Here is a 25,241-nt window from a genome sequence, read left to right on the forward strand (position 1 = left end):
GAACCCCTTTTTATTGGAACCGCGAGTGTCGATGAAGGCATACACGGTTGCTAAAGCAGAATGCATGCCAGCCCTTTGGCTATAGGGCAAGCTCAGCAACGCCACTGTTTGGTGCGGCAAGCAGTAGCCCGCACGAAAAAAAACCCGGCTGCACAAGGACTGTGCAGCCGGGTTGATTTTCTATAAAGAACGGGCTTTATGGTTTGCGCGGCCCCCGCAAACGGCGCCAGCCCTTGCGTCCCAGCGGAAACAGCAGCACAAAGGCCAGCAGCCACGGCAGCATATACGCCAGCGCCGTGATGGCGCTGGCCATGCCTTCCGACAAGTTGTCCGTGAAATTGCCCAGCGAGCGCTTGACCGGTGTCCAGAACGATTGCTTGCCTTCCGCGCTGATGGCCACGTTCAGCAAATCCGTATTGATGCGCTGCATCAGCAAGGCCTCGGCCGCCGTCGCCTGTTCCAGTTCCGCCTGCACCGTGGCCAGTTCTTTCGTCACCTTGATCAGGGCGTCCACATCCTTGCCCGAGCGCTTTTCCAGTTCCTGCAGCTGTGCCTGGTACTGGCGCAGCATCTCCAGGCGCTTGCGGCTGTCGAGCACGGGGCGGCCCAGGTCTTCCACCTTGGTGCCCTGGCTGGTCACTTGACCTTCCTTGCCGACCAGCGCCATCATCTTTTTGATGCCGGCCGGCTTGCTCCGCATGCTGATGCGCGCCTGCATATAGCGCCCGCTGGCGATACTCGAATCGAGCAGCAGACAGCTGTTTTCCGTATCGGCCTTGCAGGCAGCGATGACTTTTTCATACAGGGGCTGCATCTGCGCCTCGCTTGTTGCCACGTCGATGCTGTGCTCATAAGCAAGCAATTCATTGCCCTTGCGCTCATCGATCACGCGTGTTTCCACGGCTTGATACGGGCCAGACTTGCCGCAGGCAGCCAATAACAAGGTGACGGCAACAGCCAAAACAATTTTCCGCATTTCCACTCTCTTTGATTTCTATAAAGGCAACTCGTGTATCGCAAGCATGTAAAAAAGACTAGCCGCGATTCTAGTCGAAACTCCTGGAAATCCGCCGTTTCCTTGCGAAAAAACAAAAAGAATGCGCGTCTTGCGCGCTGGCTGCGGGGGCCGGCGGCTTTGGCGACGGCGCGGTAGCTGGTATCATGCGGGCAACGCCAGCCGGCCATTGTGGTCCGGCCCATGCAAGACCTTGCGAAGCGGCCCCGCCCCTGGCCCGCCGCCGACGCCTCCCTACAGATCAGAGAAACGAGTATCCCATGAACGCATCATCGTCCCATCCGTCATTCTGGCGCAGAGTCCCGCTGGCTTTCGGCGCCTTCTTCAGCACCCTGTCCGACGCCGCCTATGCAGCCCGCGTGGAAAAACTGTCGCTGCCTGAAGTTGCACCAGTGGCGCCAGTAGCACCCGCTCCGGCGCCAGCGCCCGTGCACGTTCCGGCACCGGCTCCCATCATATTAAAAGAAGCCACGCCAGACGCCGCCCTGCAATTGCTGGCACTGCTGCAACGCGAAGCACGTCTGATCGACTTTACGCAGGAAAACCTGGCCAGCCATGCCGACGCCGACATCGGCGCGGCGGCCCGCGTGGTGCACGAAGGCTGCGCCAAGGTCATGCGCGAATACTTCACCATCGAAGCCGTGCGCCAGGAAGCCGAGGGCAGCCGCATCGTCCTGAACGAAGGTTTTGACAGCGCCCAGGTGCGCCTGACAGGCAACGTGGTCGGTTCGGCCCCCTTCAAGGGCACCTTGAGCCATCGCGGCTGGCGCGCGTCCAGCGTGCGCCTGCCCAAGCTGAGCGAACAGCACGACGCAGCCATTCTGGCGCCAGCCGAGGTGGAACTGTGAGCGAGTCCGTAAACACCAGCAACGCCCGTTATGCCATCGGCATCGACCTGGGCACCACCCACAGCGCCCTGTCGTATGTCAACCTGAGCGAGAGCGATGGCGAAAAGTCCAGCCATGGCGTGCTGAAAGTGCCGCAATTGTCGGCCCCCGGCATGGTGGAAGATTTACCGCTCTTGCCATCGTTTGTCTACCTGCCGCACGCCGATGAAGTGGCGGCCGGCGACCTGGCCCTGCCCTGGCCCCGGGCCGTGCAAGAAGCCGACGCGCCATTCGTGGTCGGCGAAATGGCCCGCAGCCGCGGCGCCACCACGCCTATCCGCCTGGTATCGAGCGCCAAGAGCTGGCTGTGCCACCCTGGCGTGGACCGCCGCGCCGCCATTTTGCCCAGCGATGCGCCGGCTGAAGTGGCCCGCATTTCGCCGATCACGGCCGCCACGCGCTACCTGACGCATTTGCGCCAGGCCTGGGATAACGCCCATCCGACCGCACCGTTTGCGGAGCAGGAAATCACCGTCACGATACCCGCCTCGTTCGACCCGGCTGCGCGCGAGCTGACCATGGAAGCGGCGCAAGCGGCCGGCTACACTGCATTGACTTTGCTGGAAGAGCCGCAAGCGGCCTTGTACAGCTGGATACAGACCAGCGAAGGGCGCTGGCGCAAGGACGTCAAGCCGGGCGACATCATTTTAGTGGTCGACGTGGGCGGCGGCACCAGCGACTTTTCGCTGATCGCCGTACTCGAACGCGACGGCGTGCTGGAGCCGCACCGCGTGGCCGTGGGCGAACATATCCTGCTGGGCGGCGACAATATGGACCTGGCGCTGGCCCATCTGGTGGCGCGCAAACTGGCGGCCAACGGCACCCAGCTCGACGCCTGGCAAATGCGCGCGCTCACCTATGGCTGCCGCAGCGCCAAGGAAAGCCTGCTGGCCGACAGCGGCCTCGATACGGCGCCCATCGTCGTGCCTAGCCGTGGCTCCAAACTGATAGGCGGCTCGATCCGCACCGAGCTGACGCGCGCCGAAGTATCGACCTTTATCCTCGAAGGCTTCTTCCCGCAGGTGGAGGCGGCCAGCCGCCCTGCCGTGCGCACCCGCGCCGGCCTGACGCAACTGGGCTTGCCATATGCGCAAGACGCCGCCATCACGCGCCACCTGGCCGCATTCCTGGGCCGGCAAGTGGCGGCGACCAGTGAGCTGCAAGGCTTTGCGGGACGCCAGGCGCAAGACGCCACCTTCTTGCATCCGACGGCCGTACTGTTCAACGGCGGCGTCTTCAAGTCCGAGCTGCTGGCCCAGCGCATCATGGCCACCGTCAATGACTGGCTATACCTGGAAGGCGCGGAACCGGCGCGCATGCTGGCCGGCGCCGACCTGGACCTGGCGGTGGCGCGCGGCGCTGCCTACTACAGTTATGTACGGCGCGGCCATGGCGTGCGCATCCGCGGCGGCACGGCCAGCGCGTTCTACGTCGCCATCGAATCGGCCATGCCCGCCATACCCGGCATGGAACCACCGATCCAGGCCCTGTGCGTGGCGCCGTTCGGCATGGAAGAAGGCAGCGAACTGGAACTGCCGGGCCAGCAATTCGGCCTGGTGGTCGGCGAACCAGTGCACTTCCGCTTCTTCGCCTCGTCCACGCGCCGCAACGACCAGATCGGCGACCTGCTGGACTTCTGGGGACCAGACGAGCTGCAGGAATTGAACGAAATCCAGGCGACCTTGTCTGCCGAAGGCCGCCAGGCCGGCGACGTGGTGCAAGTCAGGCTGCACGCCCGCGTCACCGAAGCGGGCACCCTGGAACTGCTGGCCGTATCCATCGATGGCGCCGAGCGCTGGAAAGTGGAATTCGACGTGCGCGGCACGCCGCAGCAATAAGCATGGCTAGCGCAAAGGGGCAGCCGGACTATCTGGTCGGCATCGACCTGGGCACCACCAATACGGTGGTGGCCTATGCCGATGTCAACGATGCCGCTGCAGGCATCCGCCTGTTCGAGATCGAACAGCTGGTGGCGCCCGGCGAAGTGGCGCCACGCGCCCTGCTGCCCTCCTTGCGTTTTCACCCTGCCGCCGGCGAACTGGCGGCGGGCGACGTACCCTTGCCATGGCCGCAGCAAGATTTGACGGGTGTCGAACAAGCGGTGCTGGGCACCCTGGCCAGGCAGCTGGGCGCGCAAGTGCCCGGCCGCCTGGTAGCCAGCGCCAAGAGCTGGCTGTCGCATGCGAATGTAGACCGCCAGGCGCCTATTTTGCCCTGGGGCGCCGAAACCGATGTGCAAAAAGTGTCGCCCGTGGCGGCCAGCGCCAGTTATCTGGCCCATGTGCGCGCTGCATGGAATCACCGCCACCCCGCCGCGCCGCTGGAAGCCCAGGAACTGGTGCTGACCATCCCCGCATCGTTCGATGAAGGCGCCCGCGCGCTGACCCTGGTCGCGGCGCGCATGGCCGGCCTGCCCACCCTGCGGCTGGTGGAAGAACCGCAGGCTGCGTTTTATGATTTCCTGCACCGCCAGCGCGCTACCCTGCGCGCAGACCTGGAACACACGCGCCGCATTCTGGTCTGCGACGTGGGCGGCGGCACTACCGATTTCAGCCTGATCGACGTCAACTTCGAGGATGGCGAACCACAGCTGGCCCGCACCGGCGTGGGCAACCATTTGATACTCGGTGGCGACAATATGGACCTGGCGCTGGCCCACCTGGTCGAAACACGCATGGCGGCAGGCCAGGAAGGCGGCATGCGTTTGTCGGCCGCGCGTCTGTCGCAGCTGATGGAACGCTGCCGCGCCGCCAAGGAGTTGCTGCTGTCCCAGGACGCGCCCGAAAAAACCACCGTCACCCTGCTGGGCGCCGGCTCGCGCCTGATAGGCGGCAGCCGCTCCGTCGACCTTACACGCGACGAAGTGGCGGCGATGGTGGTCGATGGCTTTTTCCCGCTGGTGGACGCTGGCGACACGGCAAAGAAGGGGCGCGTCGGCATCGTCGAATTCGGCCTGCCCTACGCACAGGATGCCGCCATCACGCGCCACCTGGCCAGCTTCTTACAACAGCATCAAGGCGAACTGCCGGACACTGTGCTGCTCAATGGCGGCGTGTTCCGCGCCGATGCGCTGGCCCGCCGCCTGGCCGATACCCTGGCGCGCTGGCGCGGTGCACCACTGACCATACTGCACAATGACAATCCCGACGTGGCCGTGGCGCGTGGGGCCGTCGCCTATGCGCTGGCCCGCCGTGGCCAGGCGCCGCGCATCGCCGGCGGCTCGGCGCGCAGCTACTTTCTGGTGCTGGGCGAGGCAGGCAAAGATCATCGCGCCGTCTGCATCCTGCCGCGCGGCAGCGCCAGCGGCGAAGAGCTCCGTTTGATTGAACGTGTCTTTGCACTGCGCCTGGGCCGGCCCGTGCGCTTCCACCTGGCGTCCTCAAACTCCGCAGCACATAAACTGGGCGACATCGTCGACCTGAGCGCCGGCGACTATGTGCGCCTGCCACCGATGGCCAGCGTGCTGCATGGCCAAAGTGGAGACAAAGACAAACAGCGCGAAATCGCCGTGCAACTGGCTACCGTGATGACGGAGGTAGGCACCCTGGAAGTGCATTGCGTGGCGCAGGACAATAGCAAGCAGCGCTGGCTGCTGGAGTTTCAGCTACGCGCAGAGCAGGACGATGCTGACGGTGAGACGGAAGCACCACCTCCCCGTCTGGCGCAGGCGCTGGAAAAGATAGACCGCATCTTTGGCGGCAAGGCGCAAAAAGTCGAAGCCAAGGAAGTGCGCCAGCTGCGCCAGCACCTGGAACAGGGACTGGGCGCACGCGAACAATGGCCAGCCCCGCTGCTGCGCCAGCTGTTCGACGCCTTGATGTCACGGGCCAAGGGCCGGCGCCGTTCGGTGGACCATGAAAAAGTCTGGCTGAACCTGGCCGGCTACTGCCTGCGCCCCGGTTATGGCGAGCCGCTAGACGACTGGCGCATGGAACAATTGTGGGCGCTGTTCGAGACGGGAGTGCAGCAGCACCAGGATCACCAGGTCTGCAGCGAATGGTGGACCCTGTGGCGCCGCGTGGCCGGTGGCCTCGCCACGGAACAGCAACTGCGCCTGCTGGACGATTTCGCCTTTAACCTGCAAGCCGATGCGGCGCAGCGCAACAGCCGCCCCGTCACGCTGGTCAACGGCAGCGACGACGACATGCTGCGCCTGGGCGCCTCGCTCGAACGCATCCCCGGCGCTTACAAGGCTGAAGTGGGCGCCTGGTTATTGCAGCGGCTGGAGAAATCCGCCAGCAAGACGGAAGCAGCCGATGCGCACACCCTGTGGGCACTGGCCAGGGTCGGCACGCGCCAGCCCTTCCACGGCAGCGCGCACGAAGTGGTAGACGCCGAGACCGTGGCCGAGTGGCTGGACGTGCTGCTGGCGCTGGACTGGAAAAAGGTCGAACCGGCCGCCTTCGCCGCCGCCCACCTGGCCCGCATGACCGGCGACCGCTCGCGCGATATCGGCGACGCACTGCGCGCCACCGTCATCACCCGCTTGACAGCCGTGGGCGCGCCAGCCGCCTGGGTCACCATGGTGCAGGAAGTAGCGCAACTGGACGAAGCCAACACAAAACGCATGCTGGGCGAAGCGCTGCCGCCGGGGTTGAAGCTGATTAGCTGACATTGGGAGCTTGAATGACACAGCTCCCAAAGCCCGCTTCGATTACTATTGATCGCTGGGGCGGCGATATGCGGCACACAGCTCATAGACGATATTAAACGTCACAAGAAATGCCAGCCGCCTCACGATACTCACCGTATCCGCAGCACCACTAAAGAAAAACCAATCCACGCCAGTGCAGATAACACCCAAAGCAGCGGTCCTTAAAACAATGGCCTGAAGCCGGCTCAGCACACTCATGATTACCTCGGACAGGGTCAAATACGGTATCCGGGCACTGTTGAATGAACCCAGATAGCGTCAGTCTGTCCAGCATACAGGTTTAGATAAATTTAAAATATTACGATTTTGCAATCTCATAAAACTTGTGACTACGCAGATCACAAGTTTTAAATGGGCGCTGTAAAAGATCCCACATAGCGCGCACGCGGCCGTATCAAACTGCCCGATGCCGCCTGCTCCATCGCGTGCGCGATCCAGCCGGCGCTGCGGCCCAGCACGAAGAGCGTCTGCGCCGCGCCGCGCGGTAAATCAAACGCATACTCGATGGCCGCCAGGCCAAAGTCCACATTCGCAGACTGGCCTGTCAAAACCCTGCCCGTAGCGGCTATCGATAGCAATGCTTCCAGTTTTTCGAGCTCTGGCGCATGCTGCTGCAGCAGATCGAGCATCAGCCGCCCCCGTGGATCGCCGGCCGGCTCCGGGTACAAAGGATGGCCAAAGCCGGGCAGGATATCGGCAAAGCCCAGGTGGTCGGCTTGCGCGATACGTACACTCAAGCCGCTGGCGATATCGCCGCTGGCCATGGCGGCATCGATCAGCTCGCGCACGCGCAAGGTGTCGCCGCTGTGGCGCGGGCCGCTGACGGCCGCCAGCCCTGCGGTCAGGGCGCCGGACAAGCCCACGCCCGCCGAAGTGACGCAGCGTACCGTAAAGGCCGATACATTCAATTCATGGTCGGCGCAGGCAACCAGCGCGGCGCGCAGCACAGTGTCAAAGCTGGCCGCCACTCCCCAGGCCGTGCGGCATTGCACGTGCAACGGTGCCTTGTTGATCTCCGTATCGAGCAGCGCGGCGGCCAGGATGCGCATCCACTGCGCTCCCGCCAGGTCGCGCATTGGCGGCCAGGCGGCCAGCAGCGCCATCGCCCGCTCCAGCGGCAAGCGATCCCGCAAGGCTTCCCGCAAGACGGGCCAGTGCGCTGGTGCGGCGATATCGGCAGCGTGGGCAAAGGGATCAGCATCTGCGGTTTCCCACAGTACGCAAGCCGTTTCTTCCAGCGTGGCGTAGCGCGCCAGCGCCATCGCGTCGCGTCCCCGGTAACGCATCACGCCGTCTTCGATTTGGGTGATGCGCGACTCAAGCACCGGCGTGCCCCAGTCTATCGCCTGCTGCGCCACATGGCCGGCCCGGCGGCCATCCTTGCGCCTTGCGGCCAGGCGCAAGACTTCATCGCGTGCATAATGCTTGCTGCGCTCGCCGTCCCTGGCGTGCGACATCAGCAAGCCCCGGCTGACATAGGAGTACAGGGTGGCCGGGGTCACGCCCAGCAACTGGCAAGCCTCGCTCGCGTTCAGTGTCTGCTCACTCAAATCGCTCATGGATTTTTCTTTATATCGATTGCGGCAATCAAGATTGACGCCCCGCTTGCGCAATTTTAGACTGAATCATCACTTAAGGAGCCCATCATGACATTGAACACCATGCTGCACACGCTGTGGACACTGGCCGAGAACGACACAACGCCATTGCGCCGCCTGCGCTTTTCCAACACGGGTCTGTCCCTGCCATCCATCTTCCATGTCGGCCCGATCGCCTGCGCCACCATAGGCGCACAGGCGCTGATGGCGGCTGAAATCTGGCGTTTGCGCACCGGCCGCGAGCAGGATGTGCGGGTCGACCAGCGCCACGCACTGGCCCAGTTCCGTAGCGAGCGTTACCTGCTGGTCGATGGCAAGCCGGCGCCTGATCCGTGGAGCCCGATCGCCGGCTACTACCAGGCTGGCGATGGCCGCTGGATACAGTTGCACACCAATTTCGCCCATCACCACAATGGCGTGCTGAAGGTCTTGCAGTGCGCCGACAGCCGCGTAGCCGTGGCAGCGGCCATCAAGGACTGGAAGGCGGAAGAACTCGATGCACGCCTGGCACAGGAAGGCTTGTGCGCGGCGATGATACGCAGCCCGCAGGAATGGCAAGCCCACCCGCAGGCAGCAGCCATCGCCAGCTTGCCCCTGTTTGACATTGAACGCGTCAGCGACACGGCGCCGCTGCCCTTGCCTGCCGATCACCAGGGCCGGCCTCTGGGGGGCTTGCGTGTACTCGATCTGTCACGCGTGATCGCTGCCCCCGTTGGCGCACGCACCCTGGCGCAGCACGGCGCCGATGTGCTGGCGATCAGCGCCGCCCATTTGCCGAATATTCCCGCGCTGGTGATCGATACGGGACGCGGCAAGCGCCCGGCCCAGCTGGACCTGCGCCAGGAATCGGAACGCGAGCGCCTGCGTGCACTGATACGTGGCGCCGATATCTTCATCCACGCCTACCGGCCAGGCTCACTGGAAGCGCGCGGCTTTTCGACTGCCGAATTGCAGGCATTAAAACCGGGCTTGATAGAAGTCTGCCTGTCCGCCTACAGCCATGCCGGACCATGGGCGCAGCGGCGCGGTTTTGACAGCCTGGTGCAATCGGCCAGCGGCATCGCCTGGGCCGAAGGCCAGGCCCAAAATCTGGCGCAGCCGGGCAAACTGCCATGCCAGGCGCTCGATCACGCCAGCGGCTATATCGCCGCGCTAGGCGCGATGGCCGCCTTGAAACGGCGCGCTGTGGCAGGCGGCGGCTGGCGGGTCAGGCTGTCGCTGGCACAGACGGGCGCCTGGCTGCAAGCGATGGGCACGGTGGATGGCGGCCTGGCGCAGCCCGAACTCGGCGCGGAGGAAGTCGCCGCGTGGAGAAGCGAGACGGACTCGCCATTCGGCCGCATCAACGCGATCAGCCCGGCAGAGGAAATGACCGACACACCGCCCTACTTTGCCCTGCCGCCATCGCCACTGGACGCTTACCAGGCAAGCTGGCTCTGACTTTACTTCGGCTGGGCCAGCAGCAAGCGGCCCAGCGCCTCGAACGCGGGGATGGTGACCGGATCGTTGGCCGCATTGGCTGCCGCCGGCGTGGAAGCGTAGCGCACGATGACCATTTCCGCTGTCGGATCGATGTAGATACGCTGGCCATACACGCCACGCGCCATATAGGCGCCGTGGTCGTTATGCGTGACCCACCACATGTCGCGGTAGCTCCATCCCTGCAGCAAATCGTAGCCTCCCTTGGCGAATAACTGCTTGTCGCCACCACGGCGGATATCGTCGACGGCCGCTTTCGGCACGATCTGCCGGCCCTGGTAGCGGCCATCGTTGCGCAGCATCTCGCCCAAGCGCGCCAGGTCGCGCAAGCCCGTGTTCAAGCCGCCGCCGGAAAATGGCGTGCCGGTCGAATCGACGGTCATATAAGCATCCTGCTCGGCGCCCAGGCGGCTCCAGATACGCTCGGAGAGGTAATCATTGACGCTCTTGCCCGTCACCCGGGCGATGATCCAGCCCAGCACATCGGAATTGACGGTTTTATAGCCGAAGGCCTCGCCATGCCGGCCCTGGTGGGCCACCGTTTGCAAATACTCAAAATAACTGCGCGGGCCCGTGTAATCCGCAGGTTTTGGCAGCGCACTGCCAGCCGCCGCATGCTGCCACACCTCGGCCTGCGGGTCGGCATAGTCTTCGCTGAATTTCAGACCGGTGGTCATGTCCAGCACCTGGCGCACGGTGGCGTCGCCGAAGGCCGACTGCGCCAGTTCAGGCACATACTCGGCCACCTTGCGGTTCGCATCGAGCTTGCCTTCAGCCACCAGGGTCGCCCCCAAGACCCCGATCACGGATTTCGTCACCGACATGGCGCCATGCTGTCCACTCTCGTTCAAGACGCCGAAATAGCGCTCGTAGACGATACGGCCACGGTGCAGCACCAGGATGCCATCCGTGTAACTGGCGGCCAGCGACTGCTCCCAGGTCATCGCGTCTTTCGCGCCCAGCGGCGTAAAGCGCAGGCTGTCGATATCGCTGCGCAGCGCGCGCGGCAGGGACACCGGCGCGCCCAGGCCGCGCGACACATTCACCGTCGGCATCAGTTGGCGAAAGTGCGACACGCTCCAGCGCAGCTGCGGGAAATGAAAATAACTGCCATCGTCGAAGCGGATGATTTTATCGGCTGGCGGCGGTGCACCCACCATCCAGCGCAAACTGGCAGGATCGCTGGCGGCGGCCGACAACGGCGCTGGCGGGGTTTCAACCGCCTGCACACTACAGACCGAAAATAGCAGCAAACCGGCTGCAAAGCCTTGCAGGCCAGGAAAATGCGTCATGCCATGCCCTCCTTGGTTATACATCGATGTAACCGAGCCATCGCCGTGCTACACCAGCGCCACGATCAACAGGACCAACGCCAGCGGCGCCTGCACCAGCACGATGCCGGGATGCGTGCGGCGCAGCTGCTGCCACACATTCAGGCCAGGCGCTTGCTCGTGCGGGTGGTGGGCTTCGTCGCGCAGCGACATCGCGTGCAGGAACATGCCCGCGATCAGGGGGCCGGGATTGACCCACCAGCCCTGTTCCAGCAAACCGCGCGAAGCGTACATCGCCAGCGCGGCGATGAGGAAAGGCGAAGCCCAGACGATCACCAGCATCACGCGGATACCATAAAATTCAGCCAGGGTCGCCATGCGCTGCGAACGGCTCGCATCGTGTTCCGCCATGCGTTTATCGATGGCCAGTTCTGCCCTGCCATACAAGGTCCACAAGCCGCCGAACAGGCAGCCTAGCAGCACGCCGATGACGATATCGGCCACGAACACCAGGTATTTATTCAGGTCGGCCGTGCCGATGCCCAGTGAAGTGTAGGCGGCGGCGTGCAGGTGCAAGCCCGCCTGTTCACCCTCGGCAGTCGTGTAGCGGTCGCGCACGTCATGGGTGGCACCGATGAAAACCACCTGCTTGCGCGGCGCATCTGCCGCCACGCTGGCACGGCCATCCATCAAGTGCACCCTGGCCCGCGTGGGGTCCAGGAAGGCGATCGCCATGGCCGCTGGATGAAATGGCGCCGTGACGGCATTCTGTTCGGCCGCATCCCTGGCGTCGCCATGGATCACGGGCTCGAAAGCCCAGCGCGCCAATTCTTTTTCGCTGCCCGTACGGCCAGCCAGCTGGCAGACGCGATTGGCGAGGCCAGCCACTTCCTTTTGCTCGGACAGCGCGGCCGGCATCGGCTGCTTCTGCTCCTGCCCTTGCTGACCGTGCGCCAGTTCAAACGCCACGGCCGCCAGCACCGGGCTTTTTACTTCAATGCGCGTGACGGCGCCCATGCGTTCGCGGATCTGCGGGCTGGCAAAGTGCAGGCCGGCCGCGCAGCGCGCGCGTATCCAGCGTAAATTCGTATTCTGGTCTGACTGCTCTGGCAAGACCAACACCAGTTTCTGTCCGCTGCTGGCCAGGGAATCGAGCACGCGGTCCAGCGGTCGCCCGCCTGACAAGCGCTGTTCATAGACTGCTGGCGCCAGGTCCAGGTCGATGGCCAGCACCTTGCTGCCGCGCTGCGCCACGCTGGCCAGTAATTGTTCGAGACGCGTGCGTTCCAGCGGTTCGCGCTCCTCGAACACCTGTTCAAACGCAGGCTGGTCGATTTCGATGATGCCGGGCCGGTAAGCGCGCCCCGGATCGACGCCCTTGCGCAGCATTCCCTGTTCGGCACTGGCACGCAGCATGGCGGCGTCCAGCCATTCAAGGACATGAAAGCCTTCCAGCGCCAGCATCAGCGCGGCGATCAGGCTCGCACCGATCACATGGTGCAGCAAGTGCGTGCCGGTCAGCTTGAATGCCGCCCCTAGCTGGGTAACAGGCCATAGCAAACGCCGTGCCAATGTAGGCTGCGCAGGATCTCGCTGATCAGGATAGTCTGGACTCACTCTGCATTCCCCTGCCTTCTCGCCTTGGTCTGGCCGATGTTATCAGAGAAACCAGGCAGGGCCGGGCACGCTAGACGCAGACCAGCCTGAGACGATCGTCTCATCGCCGACTTATGCTGCAACGCAGAATGCGCCATCCGGCCCTTCGTGCTACAAACACGGGACGATAAAAGAGATATGAGACCAAGGAGAGGAGCATGCCCTACGTCCGCCAGACCAGCCATATCGACCGGGTGCGCGACCTGATCGCCGGCCGCGTCGTCAACCCCGGCGCCGATGCGTCCAGGCTGGCCTCGTCCTACCGCCGTTCGCTGAACGACTACCGGCTCGATCCCGCCTGCACCACCGGGCCGCGCATCCTCAGCGGCGCCGAACTGCGGGCCATCCAGCAAGCGGAAGAAGTCTTTTTACGTTCGACGGGGGACTGTCTGCCGCGCCTGCACGCCATGGTGCGCGAGGCGGGTTATTGCGTCATCCTGGCCAATGCGCATGGCGTGACCATCGATTACGCGGTCGACCAGGACCAGCGCAAGCAGTTCAGGAAGGCCGGCCTGTACCTGGGTTCCTGCTGGTCCGAAGACGAGGAAGGTACGTGCGGCGTCGCGTCCGTGCTGCTGGACCAGGTAGCGATCACCGTGCACAAGACCGACCATTTCCGGGCCGCGTTCACGGGCCTGACCTGCAGCGCCGCCCCCATCTTTTCACCGCATGGCGACTTGATCGGCGTGCTCGACGCCTCGGCGCTGGCCTCGCCCGACGCGCGCGACAGCCAGCGCCTGGTGAAGCAGCTGGTGCGCCAAAGCGCCACCTTGATCGAAGACGGTTATTTTCTCCAGTCCTACAGCCATTGCAGCATCCTGCTGGCGCACCGCAACCGCCACTTCGTCGAAGTGCAGCCTGAAATGCTGGTCGCCGTCGATGAACATGGCAGCATCGTGGCGGCCAACCGCTGCGCGCGTCTGGCCATCGAAGGCCTGGCGACCCTGCCCCGCCCGGTCGCCGAAGTGTTCGACGTGCGCGCAGAACGCCTGTTCGATGCGCGTGCCAGCCACCATCTGCTGTCCTTGCGCCTCGTCGCCAGCGGCGCCTGGCTGCATGCGCGCGTGCGCGCGCCGATCCGCCACACACAAGACAGAAGCAGTGCGCGGCCGGTGAGCGCAGCCGCTGTGGCCGAAAACTACAGTGAACAGGAGCTGGCCGAACGCACGCGCATCGTCAACGCCATGACTGCCGCCAAGTGGCGCCCTTTGCAGGCAGCCGCCATGCTGGGCATTTCGCGCGCGACCTTGTACCGCCGCATGAAACAGCTGCGCATCGTGCCGCCGCACAGGCTGTAGGCAGCCGACACGGGCTGAGACTTCCGTCTCATCGCCAGCCATGCTGCAACGCAGGATGCGGCGCCAGAACAGCGGTGATACAACATCGTCAGCGGTGACAAAACCGCATCCCGACAGACATACTTGGAGGAGACACGATGAGCAAGTATCAACACACAGTGGCCGGCGTACTGGAACAGCTCGAGGGTGCATTGCGCGCCAGCGACAGCACGGGCGCCGCGCAACTATTCGAAGAAAACGGCTTCTGGCGCGACCTGGTGCTATTTACCTGGAACCTGAAAACCCTGGAAGGCCGCGCACAGATCGCCGACATGCTGAGCGCGCAGCTGGGCGCCGTGCAGCCGGTCAGCCTGCGCATCGCCGATGGCGAACAGGCCAGCGAGGCCGGCGGCGTCACGCAATGCTGGATCACGGTAGAAACCAGGGTCGGGCGCGGCACCGGTTTTATCCGTATCCGCGATGGCAAGATCTGGACCCTGCTCACCACCATGGGCGAATTGAAGGGCCACGAAGAACCCAGGGGCGGACGGCGGCCCATGGGCGCCGAACACGGGGCGCGCACCAATCGCAGCAGCTGGCTGGAACACCGCGAGCAGGAAGCGCGCGAACTCGGTTATGCGCGCCAGCCCTATTGCGTCATCATCGGCGGCGGCCAGGGCGGCATCGCGCTCGGTGCGCGCCTGCGCCAGCTGAACGTCCCCACCATCATCATTGAGAAAAACGCCCGCCCCGGCGACAGCTGGCGCAAGCGCTATAAATCGCTGTGCCTGCACGACCCGGTCTGGTACGACCACATGCCGTATATCCCATTTCCCGACAACTGGCCCGTCTTCACGCCCAAGGACAAGGTGGGCGACTGGCTGGAAATGTACACCAAGGTGATGGAACTGAATTACTGGGGCTCGACCAGCTGCGAGTCGGCCAGCTTTGACGAAGCGTCCGGCGAATGGACGGTCAAGGTGCTGCGTGACGGCCAGCCCGTGACCCTGAAGCCGAAACAGCTGGTGCTGGCCACCGGCATGTCGGGCAAGCCCAATTGGCCGAAGTTCAAGGGCATGGACGTGTTCCAGGGCGAGCAGCAGCACTCGTCCCAGCATCCGGGGCCGGACGCTTACGTGGGCAAGAAGGTGGTGGTGGTTGGCGCGAACAACTCGGCGCACGATATCTGCGCCGCGCTGTGGGAGGCAGGCGTGGACGTGACCATGGTGCAGCGCTCGTCGACGCATATCGTCAAGTCCGATTCGCTGATGGACCTGGCGCTGGGCGAGCTGTATTCGGAACGCGCACTGGCGGCCGGCATGACGACGACCAAGGCTGATCTGACCTTCGCATCGATCCCGTACAAGATACTGCCGGACTTCCAGAAACCCATCTTCAAGGCGATACGCGAGCGCGACGCCGACTTTTATGCACGCCTGGAAGAACGCGGTTTCATGCTGGACTTTGGCGATGACGACTCTGGCCTGTTCATGAAATATCTACGGCGCGGCTCCGGCTATTACATCGACGTGGGCGCTTCCGAACTGGTCGCCGAGGGCAAGATCAAGCTGAAAAGCGGGGTCGGCGTGCAGGAGCTGAAAGCCCATTCCATCGTGCTCTCGGACGGCACGGAACTGCCGGCCGACCTGGTGGTGTACGCCACCGGCTACGGCTCCATGAATGGCTGGGCCGCCGACCTGATCTCGCAGGAAGTAGCGAACAAGGTGGGCAAGGTCTGGGGACTCGGATCAGCCACCACCAAGGATCCGGGACCATGGGAAGGCGAGCAGCGCAATATGTGGAAACCCACGCAGCAGCAAGCGCTGTGGCTACACGGAGGTAATCTGCACCAGTCGCGCCATTACTCGCAATACCTGTCGCTGCAGCTGAAAGCGCGCATGGAAGGCATCGCCACGCCCGTGTATGGACAGCAGGAGGTGCATCATTTGTCGTGAACTTCGGGGGTAGGCAGATAAAAAAACGGCAGACCAAAGTCTGCCGTTTTTTCATCCTGCACCAAACAATATTACTGTTTGATGGCTTCGATAGCGAACGTCAAAGTCACGTCATCGCTGACGGCAGGCGCATATTTACCGGCGTTGAATTCCGAACGCTTGATGTGGGCCGTGGCGTTGGCGCCGCAAGCGTCTTTTTTCAGCATAGGGTGTGGCGCGCAGGTGAACGAGGTGACGGTCAGGGTTACTGGCTTGGTCACGCCCTTCAGGGTCAGCGTGCCATCGACGCTGGCCAGCTTGTCGCCGTCAAAGTTGAACTTGGTCGACTTGTAGGTCGCGACAGGGAATTTGGCGGTGTCCAGGAAGTCTTCGCCCTGGATGTGGGTGTTGAACACGGTCGAACCGGTGTCTACCGATTTGGTGTCGATCAGCACTTCAACGGAGCCGGTCTTGGCAGCGCGGTCCAGGGTGATTTTACCGGTGGTGTTATTGAAACGGCTTTGCTGCGTCGAGAAACCCATGTGGGTGTATTCGAAACGCGGGAAGGTGTGGCTACCATCGATGACATAGACTTCAGGAGCGGCAACGGCGGACAGCGAGAGACCAGCGGCGGCGATAAAGGCGAGCAGTTTTTTCATTGTAGATTCCCTGATTCAAATGTGAAGGTTTAAAAACCGCGGCCAGCACGCCCTTGGGCGGATGACAATGGTTCGGTTGCAACGATTATGCATGGCATGAAGATCGATGTAAAATGGAAAATATACCTAGTTAGCATCGAAAAAATCGATAATAAACGCATCACTCTCCACTACAACGCCTCCTGTTGCCGATTATTCAGCACACGATTGAAAATATCCAGCAATTTAAATGAGAATGATTCTTGTTATTCATCTCATGGATTGTTATCATGCCTGCCTTTCGCATGGCCGTCATCAAGAACGTGTTCCAAGACCGGCCTAGCCAACCATACGCCAGCCCGCCGGCCATCGCGCCTACGCCAGCCATCAAGCCATATCGCCACGCCGATCCAGCCCAGCCATCACTGCGCGCCCTGCTCTCCACACCAGGCCCGCAGGTGCGACTTGATCATCCTTGATAGAGTAGGAAAACACATGAATGCAAACACCTTGAACACCAGCACAGACACTCGCCTGCCACGCAGCCAGCGCCTGAAAGCCGACACCATGGAAACGCACGACGTGCTCGACAAGCGCATCATGGCCAGCAAGCCCTTCGAGACCACGCAAAACTACACGCGCTTCCTGCAAGCGCAATACGCCTTTTTGCGCGACGTCGATGCACTGTATGAGCATGCGGGCCTGGCCGCCCTGTTGCCCGACCTGGAACAGCGCCGCCGCTACGACAGCATCGCCGCCGACCTGCGCGACCTGGGCGCACCGGTGCCGGCCGATGCCGCCGTAGCGCCATTCGGCCCACAGCTGGACCTGGCCACCGCGCTGGGCTGGCTGTATGTCAGCGAAGGCTCGAAGCTGGGCGCCGCCATCCTCTACAAACTGGCGGGCAAGATCGGCCTCGACGAACACCATGGCGCGCGCCACCTGGCTGGCCACCCCGATGGCCGCGCACGCCACTGGCGCGATTTCACGGCCGTACTCGATACGGCGCCGCTGGACCTTGACGGCGAAGCGCGCGTGATCGAAGGCGCACGCGCCGCCTTCATGCGCATGCACGGCCACGTCGAGGCTTACGTTGAATGAAGGAAGAGCACGCCAGCGCACCACTGCCGGAGACCCACGGTGCACGCTTGCGCCGTTGGGCCTGGACGGCCGCTGGCGCGCTGATGGTTTTACTGGGCATCATCGGCGCCATGCTGCCCGTGATGCCAACCACGATTTTCCTGATCATGGCGCTGGCCTGCTTCAGCCGCGCTTCGCCGCGCCTGGAACACTGGCTGCTGCACCACCCGCGTTTCGGGCCATCGCTGCGGCAGTGGCGCGAACACCGCGCTGTGTCGCGGCGCGGCAAGGCCATGGCCTGCCTGGGCATGGCCATCGGCTTCGTCGCCATGTGCCTCGGCCATCCGCCAGCGTGGGTGATCATTCTGGTGGGCGTGATGGAAATCGCCGTCATCATTTATTTGCTGCGCCGCCCAAACGGCCCGCCGCCATCCCACACAGGCAGCATTAAGGCAGAATCCTCTCAGGATCGCGGAAATAACGAGAAATAATCTCCTTGTTCTTTTACTGAAAAACCTCCCGACACGTGCATCCCGCAAAAAACCGTCTTGCGTGGATGCCGTGCTTGTCGAATTTTCCACCGCCCCACCGCTCCCCAGCTTCATCCCGCACGATTTAATTCGGCCTTACCGCATGTTTTCAGTTTTTTTCACTTGAAAACAGCTGCATAGACATTATTCGCATATTCAAAGCAAGATTCTATCGTAGGGAGTATATGGCGTTCGGAGGTATACTACGCAGCCGATGTCCCAGGCCGGCCCGTCCGGCCGCCGCTGAAAGTTCTTCATGTTGACGATAATTGTCAACATGACAGCAAGGGACGCGAATAATAAAAGGAATAATGCATGACCATAAACCGTACACCGGTGATACGCATAGCTGGCGCGAACAAGACCTTCGCGCTGCCCAAGGGCGAACAATTTCACGCGGTCAAATCGGTCTCGCTGGACGTTTATCCCGGCGATATTTTCGGCCTGATCGGCAAGAGCGGCGCCGGCAAATCGACCCTGCTGCGCCTGATTAACCTGCTCGAACGCCCCGATAGCGGCAGCATCACCGTCGCCGGCCGCGAATTGACCAGCCTGGGCAAGAGCGAGTTGCGCGATGCGCGCCAGAATATCGGCATGATTTTCCAGCAGTTCAACCTGCTGCAAAACGCCAGCGTCTACGACAACGTGGCCTTCCCCCTGAAAATCCATGGCACCACCAAGGGCGAGCAGATCACTGCCCGCGTCGAGGAATGCCTGGCGCTGGTGGGCCTGTCGGACAAGCTGCACAGCTATCCGGCGCAGCTGTCGGGCGGCCAGAAACAGCGCGTGGCGATTGCCCGCGCACTGGCCAGCCATCCCGACGTGCTGCTGTGCGACGAACCGACTTCCGCGCTGGATGCGGAAACCACGCGCGCCCTGCTCGACACCCTGCGCGACATCAATGCGCGCCTTGGCGTGACCATCGTCATCGTCAGCCATGAGCTGTCGGTGCTGGGCGCCATTTGCAACCGCGTGGCCGTGGTGGAAAACGGCGCCATCGCCGAACAATTCGACCTGAGCGACACCACCACCCCGCGCAAGACCGCGCTGGGACGCGAACTGGCTTATTACGGCACCGAAGCGTTCGAAGCCACCGCATGGAAGGATGCCAAACATGTTTGAAGAATCATTCAATAACGTCGTCGCCCTGCTGCCGGAAATCTGGGTGGCGCTAGGCCAGACCATGACCATGCTGGGCATCGGCCTGACGGCCGCCATTTTGATCGGCGGCCCGATGGGCATCTTGCTGTTCCTGGTCTCGGAAGGCCAGTCGCTGCAAAACCGTCCGCTGTCGATGATATTGGGCTGGCTGGTCAATACTGTGCGCAGCTTCCCCTTCATCATCTTGCTGGTCGCGCTGACGCCATTTACCCGCATCATCGCCGGCACCTCGATCGGCCCGCTGGCCGCTGCCGTGCCACTGTCGTTTGCAGCGATCCCCTACCTGGCGCGCCTGGTGGAGCAAAACCTGCGCGAAGTGCCGCGCGGCGTGATCGAGGCGGCGCATGCCATGGGCGCCTCGGAAATGCAGATCATTTTCCGCGTGCTGCTGGTCGAAGCGCGCTCCGGCCTGGTGCTGGCACTGACCGTGCTGTCGATCAGCTTCCTGTCCTATTCGGCCGTGGCCGGCGTGGTGGGGGGCGGCGGCATCGGCGACCTGGCCATCCGCTACGGCTACTACCGCTTCGAGACGGACATCATGGTCGTCACCGTCGCCATCCTGATCGTGCTGGTGCAAATCATCCAGTTCGCAGGCACGCGCATCGCCAAGCGTCTCGACAAACGTTAATCTTCGAATCAAGGAAAACATCATGAATACATTCCGCCGCAATCTGCTGCTGGCCGCCGTCAGCCTGACTTTGTCCGTCGCTGCCCACGCCAAGGACCCGAAAGAACTGGTGATCGGCACCAGCGCCGGCCCTTACGCCGACCAGCTGAAACTGGGCATCAAGCCTATCCTGGAAAAGCAGGGCTACAAGGTCAAGATCGTCGAATTCAACGACTACGTGCAGCCGAACTACGCGCTGGCCGAAGGCTCGCTGGACGCCAACGTGTTCCAGCACATCGTCTACCTGAACAAATTCGCCACCGATAACAAGCTGGCCCTGAGCCCCTTGATCACGGTGCCGACCACGCCGATCGCCCTGTACAGCACCAAGCACAAGTCACTCGCTGAAATCAAGCCGGGCGCCACCATCGCCATGCCGAACGACCCGACCAACCAGGCGCGCGCGCTGGTGGTGCTCGACAAAATGGGCTGGATCAAGCTGAAACCGCATGTCGACCCGCTGCGCGCTTCCGAGCGCGATGTGGCCGACAATCCGAAGAAGCTGAAACTGGTGCCACTGGAAGCGGCGCAACTGCCACGTTCGCTGGCCGACACCGATTACTCCTTCATCAACGGCAACTACGCACAAGCGGCCGGCATCAAACTGACCAGCGCCCTGGTCGCCGAAAAAATTTCGGACAGCTATGTCAACCTGGTGGCCATCCGCACGGCCGACAAGGGCAAGCCATGGGTGAAAGACATCGAAGCGGCCTACCGTTCGCGCGCCTTCCTCGACATCACCAATAAATACTTCGCCGGCTACGAAAAAACCGATTACCAGCTGGCGATGGAAAAGGCTGACAAGAAATAAGCTAGCCTGAAATAAATCCACTCTGCCGTTACAATGGCTTCCAGCCCATCTTTTGCAAGGAAGCCATGTCCGCCCTGCCCTCGTCCCCGCCTTCCTCCAGCATCGTTTCCGTCACGAAGCAGCATGGCCGCTACCGCGCTTTCCTGTTCGACATGGATGGCACCATCATCAATTCCATCGCCGCCGCCGAGCGTATCTGGGGCTCTTGGGCCAAGCGCCAGGGCCTCGATGTGGCGGCCTTTTTACCTACCATCCACGGCGCGCGCGCACTCGACACCATCGCCAGGCTGGACTTGCCCGGCGTAGACCCGCACCATGAGTCGCGCGGCATCACGGCGGCGGAAATCATCGACGTCGATGGCATCGTCGAAATCGCCGGCGCGCGGCACTTTTTGCAAACGCTGCCAGCGGCGCAATGGGCCATCGTGACGTCGGCGCCGCGCGCGCTGGCGATAGCGCGCCTGAAGGCGGCGGGCATGCCGCTGCCAGAGGTGATGGTGACGGCGGAAGATGTGAAGGCAGGCAAACCACGGCCTGAATGCTATCTGCTGGCGGCGCAAAAGCTGGGCGTGCCTGCCAGTGACTGCCTGGTATTTGAAGATGCGGCGGTGGGTATCGAGGCGGGAGAAGCGGCGGGCGCCGAGGTGATGGTGATCACGGCCACGCATCACCACGCCATGGCCACGCGCCACGCCAGCATCGCCAACTATGTAGCGATGACGGCCACGCCGGACGGTGATGGCTTTATCAGCTTGAGCGAGGCTGCAGCACGCGCGCAAGAATAGTCTGTTCCAGCGCCGCGAAAGCCGCGCTGCCCCGTTGACGGGGGCGCGGCAAATCAATCTCCTGGTCCAGTGTGATCTGCCCATCTTCGATCAGCAGCACGCGGTCGGCCAGCGCTACCGCTTCGGCCACATCATGCGTCACCAGCACGGCCGTGAAACCGCGCGCCAGCCAGAGCGACTCGATCAGCTGCTGCATTTCGATGCGGGTCAAGGCGTCCAGCGCACCCAGGGGTTCATCGAGCAGCAGCAATTGCGGTTCATGCACCAGCGCCCGCGCCAGCGCCACCCGCTGCTTCTGCCCGCCCGACAAGGCAGCAGGCCATTCGTCGGCGCGGTCGGCCAGGCCCACCGTCCACAGGGAAGCGGCGGCCGCCCCCACCGAACGGGGCAAACCCAGGGCGACGTTTTCCAGCACGGTTTTCCAGGGCAGCAGCCGCGCTTCCTGGAACATGATGCGGATATCGGGGGACCCGAATTCCTTGCCTGAGCCTACCGTGACCTGGCCTTCGTCGACGCTTTCCAGGCCGGCGATGGAACGCAGCAAAGTACTCTTGCCGCAGCCGCTGCGCCCCACGATGGCGACGAATTCACCGGCACGCAATGCCAGATCGATATTGTTGAGTACTTGGCGCTCGGCGTAAGCCTTGCTCAAGTTGGTCAATGCCAGCGGCACGCCGCGCCGTTCAAACCTGTCGCGTGGCCCAGCCTTGGCCCTGGGCTGTTCGGCAACGGGATCGTACTGCACGAAGTGCGACAAAAAGTCCGATTCTATCTGTATGGGCGCGAGCAGCATGGTGTGTTCTTTCGTGATTAACGGTAAGCGGGGTTCCAGCGCAGGCAATGGCGTTCCAGCCGGCGCGAGAACAGGTCGGCCAGCTTGCCCAGCAAGGCGTATAGCAAAATACCCACCAACACCACGTCCGTTTGCAAAAATTCGCGCGCATTCATGGTCATATAGCCGATGCCGGCCTGCGCAGAAATGGTTTCAGCGACGATCAGCAGCACCCACACCAGGCCCAGCGAAAAACGCACGCCGACCAATATTGACGGCATGGCGGCGGGCAGTATCACGTCGCGGTACAAGGGCCAGCCAGACAAGCCATAACTCTTTGCCATTTCAATCAAGCCCTGGTCGGCCGAGCGGATGCCGTGGAAGGTATTCAGGTAGACGGGGAAAAAGACCCCGACCGCCAGCAAAAACAGCTTGGCCGTCTCGTCGATGCCGAACCACAGGATCACCAGCGGGATCAGCGCTAGCGCAGGGATGTTGCGCACCATTTGCAAGGTCGTGTCGAGCAGGGTTTCCGCATGGCGGAAGCTGCCCGTCAACAGGCCGAGCAGCAAGCCCAGTCCACCGCCAATGGCAAAGCCCAGGGTGGCCCTCCACAAGCTCGTTTTCAGGTGCAGCCACAACTCACCCGATACCGTCAGGCTCCAGAAGGCTTTCGCCACGGCCCACGGTTCAGGCAAGATACGGCTCGACAGCCAGCCCCATTGCGACGCCAGTTGCCAGGCCAGCAGCAAGGCAAACGGCAAGGCCCATGGCGCTGCTGCTCCCCATATTCGACTGCGCTTGACGACACTAGCCGCCATCTCAGGCCGCTTTCTTCTGTGAGGCCGCCGGCACGATATTGCTGGCCATGACTTCGCCAAAAGGCCCTGTCAGCGATTGCTCACCCACCGCCTTGCCCTTGCCCAGCAGCGGAAATACCAGCTCGGCGAAGCGGTAGGATTCTTCCAGGTGCGGATAACCGGAGAAGATAAAGGTATCGATGCCCAGGTCGGCGTATTCCTGGATGCGCGCCACCACCGTGGGGGCGTCGCCAACCAGGGCCGTGCCCGCGCCACCGCGCACCAGACCGACGCCCGCCCACAGATTGGGCGACACTTCAAGCTTGTCGCGCTTGCCGCCATGCAGGGCCGCCATGCGCTGCTGGCCGACCGAATCCATCTTGCCAAACGCGGCCTGCGCCTTGGCGATGATGTCGTCGTCCAGGTGGCTGATCAATTCATCGGCCGCGCGCCAGGCCGCTTCATTCGTTTCGCGCACGATCACGTGCAAACGGATGCCAAACCGGACTGTGCGCCCCCGCTTGGCGGCGCGCGCGCGGATATCGGCGATCTTTTCGGCCACGGCGGCTGGCGGCTCGCCCCAGGTCAGGTAGACGTCCATCTGTTCGGCCGCCAGTTCGTGGGCAGGCTCGGACGAGCCGCCAAAATACAGCGGCGGATACGGTTTTTGCACCGGTGGATACAGGGTCTTGGAACCCTTCACCTGGATATGCTTGCCCTCGAAATCATAGCCTGCCGCACCGCCCTCGCCTGCCAGGGTAGCGCGCCAGACGCGAATGAATTCATCGGAAATCTCATAGCGCTTGGCATGGTCGGCAAACAGGCCATCGGCTTCCAGCTCGCCCTGGTCGCCACCCGTGACGACATTGATCAACAGCCGGCCATTCGACAAGCGGTCAAAGGTGGAGGCCATGCGCACGGCCAGGCCCGGGGTCGACAGGCCAGGCCGCACGGCGACCAGGAACTTGAGTTTTTGCGTCACGCTGATCAGTGACGACGCCACCACCCAGGCGTCTTCACACGAGCGGCCGGTGGGCAGCAGCACGCCATCGTAGCCCAGGGTGTCGGCGGCCACCGCTACCTGGCGCAAATAATCGGCATCGACCGGGCGCGCGCCCTGCGAGGTGCCCAGGTAGCGGCTGTCGCCATGGGTAGGAATAAACCAGAATATATTCAATGGCATAAGGATCTCTTAGAGTGTTCGATGATTACTTGCCGCTGGTGGCCAGTTGCTTGACTGGCAGCAGCGCATCCTTGACAACGATGGGTTTCGGGATCAGCTTCAGGCTGGAAAAGGCGTCGGCCACCTTTTGCTGCGAGGCGATCACGTCGACCGACACAGGTTTGACGCCATAGGCATAACGCGACGCCGCCAGCGCCACCACGTCGCGGCTCAAGCCCGTTTGCGCCGACAGCACGGTCGCCACTTCATCGGGGTTGTTGCGGCCCCAGTCATCGACCTTGGCAATTTCATCGAGCACGATGCGCAGGATCTCGGGATTTTTTTCTGCATACTGGCGCGAAGCGAGGTAGAACTGGTAGTTCGCCACCAGGCCCTTGCCATCGGCCAGCACGCGCGCACCCAGCTGTTTTTCGGCGGCGGCCAGGAAAGGGTCCCAGATGGCCCAGGCATCCACGCTGCCCCGTTCGAAAGCGGCGCGCGCATCGGCCGGCGGCAGATACACGGGCTGGATGTCGCTGTAGGCGATACCGGCTTTTTCCAGTGCCTTCAAGAGCAGATAATGCACGTTCGAGCCCTTGTTCAGGGCGATCTTCTTGCCCTTCAAATCGGACAAGGTGCGCAAGCCGGAACCCTTGGGCACGACGATGGCTTCGCTGCCCGGCGAGGCTGGCTCATTGCCCACGTAGACCAGGTTGGCGCCGGCCGCCTGGGCAAAGATGGGGGGCGCTTCGCCCACGGTGCCAAAATCGATGCTGCCCACATTCAGGCCTTCGAGCAGTACCGGACCGGCCGGAAACTCCGTCCACTTCACCGTCACGCCCTGTTCCGACAAGCGTTTCTCCAGGGTGCCGCGGCCCTTGAGCAAGGTCAGCGTGCCGTACTTCTGGTAGCCGATGCGTACTTCAGGCTGCGCTTGCGCCTGGACCGCCATCGGCATGCTTGACGCCAGCACACCCGCAACGGCGGCAAACAGCAGGCCCACGGTGGTACGGCGGGAGAGACGGTTTTCATGGCGGTTGCTCATGGCGGTTCCTTGTGGTGGA

Annotated in this window: 23 protein-coding genes; 13 read left to right on the forward strand and 10 right to left on the reverse strand. The window is 62.9% G+C overall.

Annotated elements, in window-relative coordinates; genetic code table 11:
- Positions 1 to 196 precede the first annotated feature (196 nt).
- Positions 197 to 976, reverse strand: a complete 780-nt coding sequence (locus HDE72_RS18530) for a DUF4349 domain-containing protein (RefSeq protein WP_183743632.1) — start codon at positions 974 to 976, stop codon at positions 197 to 199.
- Positions 977 to 1,275: 299 nt separating this feature from the next.
- Here HDE72_RS18530 and HDE72_RS18535 point away from each other — a divergent pair, with 299 nt between their 5' ends.
- Genes HDE72_RS18535 through HDE72_RS18545 form a run of 3 tightly spaced genes read left to right on the forward strand, consistent with a single transcriptional unit; the run spans position 1,276 to position 6,514 of the window.
- Positions 1,276 to 1,863 (forward strand): DUF2760 domain-containing protein, encoded by a 588-nt coding sequence (locus HDE72_RS18535; protein WP_183743634.1) that lies wholly within the window; start codon positions 1,276 to 1,278, stop codon positions 1,861 to 1,863.
- Positions 1,860 to 3,740, forward strand: coding sequence for an Hsp70 family protein (locus HDE72_RS18540; protein ID WP_183743636.1), 1,881 nt, complete (start codon positions 1,860 to 1,862; stop codon positions 3,738 to 3,740). Before HDE72_RS18535 ends, HDE72_RS18540 begins: the two co-directional genes overlap by 4 nt.
- Before the next feature lie 2 nt (positions 3,741 to 3,742).
- Positions 3,743 to 6,514 (forward strand): Hsp70 family protein, encoded by a 2,772-nt coding sequence (locus tag HDE72_RS18545; RefSeq protein ID WP_183743638.1) that lies wholly within the window; start codon positions 3,743 to 3,745, stop codon positions 6,512 to 6,514.
- 45 nt (positions 6,515 to 6,559) lie between these two features.
- Here HDE72_RS18545 and HDE72_RS18550 read toward each other — a convergent pair whose 3' ends face one another.
- Complete coding sequence (locus HDE72_RS18550; protein ID WP_183743640.1) at positions 6,560 to 6,754, reverse strand: hypothetical protein; 195 nt, start codon at positions 6,752 to 6,754, stop codon at positions 6,560 to 6,562.
- Between the two features lie 149 nt (positions 6,755 to 6,903).
- Positions 6,904 to 8,115 carry a citrate synthase family protein gene (locus tag HDE72_RS18555; RefSeq protein WP_183743642.1) on the reverse strand — a complete coding sequence of 404 codons (1,212 nt, stop codon included), beginning with the start codon at positions 8,113 to 8,115 and terminating at the stop codon, positions 6,904 to 6,906.
- 87 nt (positions 8,116 to 8,202) lie between these two features.
- On the opposite strand from HDE72_RS18555, the gene HDE72_RS18560 reads away from it, so the two are divergent.
- Entirely contained in the window at positions 8,203 to 9,594 is a 1,392-nt protein-coding gene (locus HDE72_RS18560; RefSeq protein ID WP_183743644.1) for a CoA transferase, read from the forward strand.
- 2 nt (positions 9,595 to 9,596) lie between these two features.
- Here the strand turns inward: HDE72_RS18560 and HDE72_RS18565 are convergent, their stop codons facing one another.
- Both HDE72_RS18565 and HDE72_RS18570 read right to left on the reverse strand, forming a co-directional pair.
- Positions 9,597 to 10,925 carry a serine hydrolase domain-containing protein gene (locus HDE72_RS18565; RefSeq protein ID WP_183743646.1) on the reverse strand — a complete coding sequence of 443 codons (1,329 nt, stop codon included), beginning with the start codon at positions 10,923 to 10,925 and terminating at the stop codon, positions 9,597 to 9,599.
- Positions 10,926 to 10,973: 48 nt separating this feature from the next.
- Positions 10,974 to 12,464 (reverse strand): CHASE2 domain-containing protein, encoded by a 1,491-nt coding sequence (locus HDE72_RS18570; RefSeq protein ID WP_183743648.1) that lies wholly within the window; start codon positions 12,462 to 12,464, stop codon positions 10,974 to 10,976.
- 254 nt (positions 12,465 to 12,718) lie between these two features.
- On the opposite strand from HDE72_RS18570, the gene HDE72_RS18575 reads away from it, so the two are divergent.
- Positions 12,719 to 13,858: a sigma-54-dependent Fis family transcriptional regulator gene (locus HDE72_RS18575; RefSeq protein ID WP_183743650.1), complete on the forward strand. Its 1,140-nt coding sequence runs from the start codon at positions 12,719 to 12,721 to the stop codon at positions 13,856 to 13,858.
- A gap of 137 nt (positions 13,859 to 13,995) precedes the next feature.
- Positions 13,996 to 15,792: an NAD(P)/FAD-dependent oxidoreductase gene (locus HDE72_RS18580; protein WP_183743652.1), complete on the forward strand. Its 1,797-nt coding sequence runs from the start codon at positions 13,996 to 13,998 to the stop codon at positions 15,790 to 15,792.
- Positions 15,793 to 15,863: 71 nt separating this feature from the next.
- Here the strand turns inward: HDE72_RS18580 and HDE72_RS18585 are convergent, their stop codons facing one another.
- Positions 15,864 to 16,430 carry a YceI family protein gene (locus HDE72_RS18585; protein ID WP_183743654.1) on the reverse strand — a complete coding sequence of 189 codons (567 nt, stop codon included), beginning with the start codon at positions 16,428 to 16,430 and terminating at the stop codon, positions 15,864 to 15,866.
- A 269-nt stretch (positions 16,431 to 16,699) separates the two neighbouring features.
- Between HDE72_RS18585 and HDE72_RS18590 the strand changes: the two genes are divergently transcribed.
- From HDE72_RS18590 to HDE72_RS18620, 7 genes are all read left to right on the forward strand, one after another.
- A complete protein-coding gene (locus HDE72_RS18590) occupies positions 16,700 to 16,888 on the forward strand; it encodes a hypothetical protein (protein WP_183743656.1) in 189 nt (62 codons plus the stop codon).
- Between the two features lie 16 nt (positions 16,889 to 16,904).
- Positions 16,905 to 17,510: a biliverdin-producing heme oxygenase gene (locus HDE72_RS18595; protein ID WP_183743658.1), complete on the forward strand. Its 606-nt coding sequence runs from the start codon at positions 16,905 to 16,907 to the stop codon at positions 17,508 to 17,510.
- Positions 17,507 to 17,980, forward strand: coding sequence for a YbaN family protein (locus HDE72_RS18600; RefSeq protein WP_183743660.1), 474 nt, complete (start codon positions 17,507 to 17,509; stop codon positions 17,978 to 17,980). The genes HDE72_RS18595 and HDE72_RS18600 overlap by 4 nt, the downstream gene beginning before the upstream one ends.
- A 354-nt stretch (positions 17,981 to 18,334) precedes the next feature.
- Positions 18,335 to 19,141, forward strand: coding sequence for a methionine ABC transporter ATP-binding protein (locus HDE72_RS18605; RefSeq protein WP_183743662.1), 807 nt, complete (start codon positions 18,335 to 18,337; stop codon positions 19,139 to 19,141).
- Complete coding sequence (locus HDE72_RS18610) at positions 19,134 to 19,808, forward strand: methionine ABC transporter permease (RefSeq protein ID WP_183743664.1); 675 nt, start codon at positions 19,134 to 19,136, stop codon at positions 19,806 to 19,808. The genes HDE72_RS18605 and HDE72_RS18610 overlap by 8 nt, the downstream gene beginning before the upstream one ends.
- 22 nt (positions 19,809 to 19,830) lie before the next feature.
- Entirely contained in the window at positions 19,831 to 20,658 is an 828-nt protein-coding gene (locus HDE72_RS18615) for a MetQ/NlpA family ABC transporter substrate-binding protein (protein ID WP_183743666.1), read from the forward strand.
- A gap of 65 nt (positions 20,659 to 20,723) precedes the next feature.
- Positions 20,724 to 21,443 (forward strand): HAD family hydrolase, encoded by a 720-nt coding sequence (locus HDE72_RS18620; RefSeq protein ID WP_183743668.1) that lies wholly within the window; start codon positions 20,724 to 20,726, stop codon positions 21,441 to 21,443.
- On the opposite strand, the gene HDE72_RS18625 is transcribed toward HDE72_RS18620, so the two are convergent.
- Genes HDE72_RS18625 through HDE72_RS18640 form a run of 4 tightly spaced genes read right to left on the reverse strand, consistent with a single transcriptional unit; the run spans position 21,406 to position 25,222 of the window.
- A complete protein-coding gene (locus HDE72_RS18625; protein ID WP_183743677.1) occupies positions 21,406 to 22,236 on the reverse strand; it encodes an ATP-binding cassette domain-containing protein in 831 nt (276 codons plus the stop codon). The two genes, HDE72_RS18620 and HDE72_RS18625, sit on opposite strands and share 38 nt — an antisense overlap.
- 17 nt (positions 22,237 to 22,253) lie before the next feature.
- Positions 22,254 to 23,036 carry an aliphatic sulfonate ABC transporter permease SsuC gene (gene ssuC, locus HDE72_RS18630; RefSeq protein ID WP_183743679.1) on the reverse strand — a complete coding sequence of 261 codons (783 nt, stop codon included), beginning with the start codon at positions 23,034 to 23,036 and terminating at the stop codon, positions 22,254 to 22,256.
- Position 23,037: 1 nt separating this feature from the next.
- A complete protein-coding gene (gene ssuD, locus HDE72_RS18635; RefSeq protein ID WP_183743681.1) occupies positions 23,038 to 24,198 on the reverse strand; it encodes an FMNH2-dependent alkanesulfonate monooxygenase in 1,161 nt (386 codons plus the stop codon).
- A 25-nt stretch (positions 24,199 to 24,223) separates the two neighbouring features.
- Positions 24,224 to 25,222: a sulfonate ABC transporter substrate-binding protein gene (locus tag HDE72_RS18640; RefSeq protein WP_183743683.1), complete on the reverse strand. Its 999-nt coding sequence runs from the start codon at positions 25,220 to 25,222 to the stop codon at positions 24,224 to 24,226.
- Positions 25,223 to 25,241: the final 19 nt, after the last annotated feature.

This window comes from Janthinobacterium saanense, assembly GCF_014200675.1.
GTDB lineage: Bacteria > Pseudomonadota > Gammaproteobacteria > Burkholderiales > Burkholderiaceae_D > Janthinobacterium.